Here is a 4,429-nt window from a genome sequence, read left to right on the forward strand (position 1 = left end):
CCCCCCCCCCCCGCCCCCCCGGCGGGGTATCAGGCGCCCGCGCAGCCGGCCGGGGGCCAGGCCCACGCCGATCCAGACGGGCAGGAACCGGTCGAGGGTGGACAGTTTGGCGACCACGGCGGGTTGGTCGGTGGTGTTCACGCTCATGCGGGGGCTCCGATCGCGGTGCCGCTCTCCACGAGCAGGACTTCCGAGAGTCGTTGCAGCGCTTCGGGGACGACGCGGTAGTACACCCAAGAGGCGCGGCGTTCGCTGTCGAGCAGCCCGGCTTCGCGCAGCACCTTGAGGTGATGGGAGATGGTCGGCTGGGTCAACTCGATGCCCGCGGACAGGTCGCACACGCAGGCTTCCTGGCTCTCGCGCGAGGCGATGGCGCTGAGCAGTCGCAGCCGAACCGGGTCCGAGAGTGCTTTGAACACGCTGGCCAGCTCGACGGCGTGGGGTTCGGACAGCGGCTCGCGCACCAGGGGCGCGGCCGAGCACGCCTGCACAGGCGTCACCACCAACTTCGACTTCGACATACGCCAATATTGACCGATATCGATACCGGGAGGCAAACGAACAGCCGGTGAACACCGGCCCGTCCGCCAGGGCTGCGGTTACCGGACCGGGGAGCGGCGTTCGAGCAGGATGGTGTCGTGCCAGACGCCGTCGCGCTGGGCGGTGCCGTTGCTGGCGGAGGACCTGCTGACGTCGGCGACCCACCACTTGCGGCTTCGGACCCGAGGTTGCGCGGTACTGTGCCGTATACCGTCCTGACCGCCTATGCCGCTCTGGCTGTGGGCGCGGGCCTGGGCAAGATGACCGGGTCGGTTGTTGGCGTGGGGAAGGTGTGAGTGGGTTATGGGTTCTGTTCACGAGGTCATCGAGGCGTTCCGGCTGGCGCCGTCGAACTCGGAGCGGGGCACCAAGTTCGAGCAGTTGATGGTCCGCTACTTCGAGTTGGATCCGATGCTGGCCCAGCAGTACGACAAGGTGTGGCGGTGGACCGACTGGCCCGACCGGGCAGGTAAACCGGATACCGGGATCGATCTGGTCGCCCGGGAGCGTGATACCGGGGCGTTGACGGCGATCCAGTGCAAGTTTTACGAGCCCACTCATGTGCTGGCCAAGGGCGATATCGACTCGTTCTTCACCGCTTCGGGGAAGAAGCCGTTCACCAACCGGGTGATCATCTCCACCACCGACCGGTGGGGCCGCAACGCCGAGGACGCCCTGCAGGATCAGACGATCCCGGTGCAGCGGATCGGGCTGGCCGAGATCGCGGAGTCCCCGATCGACTGGGACATCGCCTGGCCGGCTGGTGAGCTGCAGGTCAGCCTGTCGGAGGCCAAGCGCCACGAGCCCCGACCGCATCAGGCCCAGGCCATCGACGCCGTCTTCAACGGTTTCGCCGCCGGCCACGACCGGGGCAAGCTGATCATGGCGTGCGGGACGGGCAAGACGTTCACGGCGTTGAAGATCGCCGAACGCACCGCCGTCGAGAACGGCGGCAACGCGCGGATTCTGTTCGCGGTGCCGTCGATCTCGCTGCTGTCGCAAACGTTGCGGGAGTGGACGGCCCAGACGCAGCTGGATCTGCGGGCGTTCGCGGTGTGCTCGGACAATAAGGTCTCCCGCTCGGCCGAGGACGTCTCGGTCCACGACGTCGCGATCCCGGTGACCACGAGCTCGGCGGTGCTGGCTGCGGAGATGGAGCGCCGCCGCCATGCGGCGGGGTTGACGGTGGTGTTCACCACCTACCAGTCCCTGCCCGCCGTGGCCGGCGCGCAGGCTGCGCATGGGGTGGAGCCGTTCGATCTGGTGATCTGCGATGAGGCGCACCGCACCACCGGTGTCACCCTGGTCGGCGATGACGAGTCGAACTTCGTGCGCGTGCACGACGGCGACTATCTGAAGGCGCAGCGGCGGCTGTATATGACGGCCACGCCGCGGATCTTCGACGAGACCGTCAAGGACAAGGCCGCCGAACACTCCGCCGAGCTGTCGTCGATGGACGACGAAACCCGCTACGGGCCCGAGTTCCACCGCCTGTCCTTCGGTGCCGCGGTCGAGCGGGGTTTGCTCACCGATTACAAGGTGATCGTGCTGACCGTCGACGAAGACCTCGTCGCCGCGCCCTTGCAGCAGCAGTTGGCCGGGCGGTTCAGCGAGCTGCGGCTGGATGATGCGTCGAAGATCGTGGGCTGCTGGAACGGGCTGGCCAAACGTGCCGGGAAAACCCCCGAGGGGGTGGGGTTCCCGCCGGGGCAGCCGCCGATGCGGCGGGCCGTGGTGTTCGCCAAGGACATCGCCGCCTCCAAACAGGTCGCCGAAGTGTTTCCCGCGGTGGTGGATGCCTACCGGGAGCTGCTCGCCGACCGCGAGGACGACGGCCACGAGATCACCGCGACGAACCTGGACCTGTCCTGCTCGGTCCACCACGTGGACGGCACGTTCAATGCGCTGCAGCGCAACGCCGAGCTGGCCTGGTTGAAGGCGCCGGTGCCGGAGGGTGAGTGCCGGATCCTCACCAATGCCCGTTGCCTGTCCGAGGGCGTGGATGTGCCGGCGCTGGATGCGGTGATGTTCCTCAACCCCCGCAACTCCGTCGTCGACGTCGTGCAGTCGGTCGGGCGGGTGATGCGTAAGGCCGACGGCAAGGACTACGGCTACATCATCCTGCCCGTCGCCGTGCCCGCCGGCGTCTCACCCGCGAAGGCCTTGTCGGACAACACCCGCTTCAAGGTGGTCTGGCAGGTCCTCAACGCCCTGCGCGCCCACGACGACCGGTTCAACGCGATGGTCAACTCCATCGCCCTCAACACCAGCAGCGACGTCCAGAAAACCGGCAAAGGCAGCGACATGCTGATGGGCGGGCACATCGGGCCCGTCACCGACGACCACGAAACCCTCTCCAACAGCACCACCAACCACGGCGACAACGCACCTACTGGGACTGGGTGGCCAGCATCGCGCCGATCAACTTCCTGCCGGGCAACCAGGCGCTCGTCGACTACTTCGCCGGGATGAAGGCCGAGATCGAGCAGCGGCTGCGCGACGGCGTGCATGCCGTGGAGGGCGAGCGCTACCGGGTGTACTTCGACGGCATCATGAACTGGAACAAGCTGGGCTTCCTCACCCGCAAGTTCGCCGAGTACGACGTCGCGGTGGTAGCCGGCCGCTACACCCACGAATCCTTCTGGCAGGAACCCCAGCTGATCGACGTGGACAACCCCTTGCTCGGCATGGCCCAGCACTACCTGCTCTGCCCGCTCAACCACGGCTTGAAGAACCTGCAGGAGCTGCTGCTACGTCGGATCGACGAGTACGCCATCGACGGGATCGCCTTCCACTCCACCCGGACCTGCCGGGCCATGACCAACCCGCAGGCCATGCTGGCCCGCACCGCCGAACGCGAGCGCGGCGTCAAGTCCTTCTTCTTCGAGGGCGACGTCGCCGACGCCTCCTTCTACAACGACGAACTCTTCGACAGCAGGCTGGAGGCCATGCTCGAGTCGATCGACGTGCAGCGGGCCAAGGCGGGCGCGGTGACAAGGGGCGCGCCGTGAGCGATCGGAGCTGGTTCGTGCTCGGCGTCGATCTGGGTTCGACCACGGCCAAGGCGGTCGTCGCGGACGGCACCGGCGCCATCCGCGCGGCCGAGGTCGTGCAGCTCGGCGCGGTCAGCCGGACCGCGGCCGCGCGGGCGATCGAGGCCGCGCTGGCCGCCGCGGGCATCGACCGGGACCGGGTGCGCCGGACCATCGGCACCGGCTACGGGCGCAGGCTGGTGACCGGGGCGGACCGGACCTTCACCGAGATCACCTGCCATGCCAGGGGCGCCGCTGCGCTGCGTCCCGGCGTGCGGCTGGTCATCGACATCGGCGGCCAGGACAGCAAGGCCATCGTGGTCGACGACGAAGGGCTGGTGGAGCGGTTCGCGATGAACGACCGCTGCGCCAGCGGAACCGGGCGCTTCTTCGACGTCCTGGCCAGGGCACTCGAAACCGATATCGGCGATATCGGGCGGCTGGCGTTGGCGGGCTCGGCCGAGCTGGAGATCAGCAGCATGTGCGCCACCTTCGCCGAGACCGAGGTGATCTCGATGCTCGCCCAGGGGGCGGAGCCTGCCGATATCGCGGCGTCGGTGCACCGTGCGGTCGCGGCCCGGACGGTCGGCCTGATCGCCCAGGTGGGCAAGGCTTTTCCCGCGGTCATGACCGGCGGGGTCGCCAAGAACCCGGCCGCGCGGGCATTCCTGGCCGATGCGCTGCGCGGCGAGGTCGAACTGCTCGACCAGCCGCAGATCGCCGGCGCCTACGGTGCGGCGTTGCTGGCGCTCGATGAGTGCCGGGGTGGGGGGGCGCGGGGCCAACCCGCCGCGCGGCGGGGGCCGGGCCCCGCCCGCGGCGCCGCGGGGGGGGCCCGCGCCCCCCGCCCCCCCCGG

Annotated in this window: 2 protein-coding genes and 3 pseudogenes; 3 read left to right on the plus strand and 2 right to left on the minus strand. The window is 68.9% G+C overall.

Features of this window, described 5'->3' with window-relative positions; genetic code table 11:
- A pseudogene (locus QH283_RS00330) lies at positions 1 to 147 on the minus strand (ACR3 family arsenite efflux transporter); the annotation flags it as partial.
- A complete protein-coding gene (locus QH283_RS00335; RefSeq protein ID WP_011212391.1) occupies positions 144 to 521 on the minus strand; it encodes an ArsR/SmtB family transcription factor in 378 nt (125 codons plus the stop codon). The pseudogene QH283_RS00330 and the gene QH283_RS00335, both read right to left, overlap by 4 nt.
- Before the next feature lie 322 nt (positions 522 to 843).
- Here QH283_RS00335 and QH283_RS00340 point away from each other — a divergent pair.
- The 3 genes and pseudogenes from QH283_RS00340 to QH283_RS00350 form a co-directional block, all read left to right on the plus strand.
- Positions 844 to 2,883, plus strand: a pseudogene (locus QH283_RS00340) (DEAD/DEAH box helicase family protein); the annotation flags it as partial.
- Positions 2,884 to 2,927: 44 nt separating this feature from the next.
- A pseudogene (locus tag QH283_RS00345) lies at positions 2,928 to 3,551 on the plus strand (2-hydroxyacyl-CoA dehydratase); the annotation flags it as partial.
- On the plus strand, positions 3,548 to 4,429 hold an 882-nt coding region (locus tag QH283_RS00350; RefSeq protein WP_280501020.1), incomplete at its 3' end, for an acyl-CoA dehydratase activase. The pseudogene QH283_RS00345 and the gene QH283_RS00350, both read left to right, overlap by 4 nt.

The organism is Nocardia farcinica (assembly GCF_029867845.1).
Taxonomy (GTDB): domain Bacteria; phylum Actinomycetota; class Actinomycetes; order Mycobacteriales; family Mycobacteriaceae; genus Nocardia; species Nocardia farcinica_A.

Coding starts and splice junctions, on each gene's coding strand:
- QH283_RS00335 (WP_011212391.1), bottom strand. CDS start 521: ATGTCGAAGTCGAAGTTGGTGGTGACGCCTGTGCAGGCGTGCTCGGCC.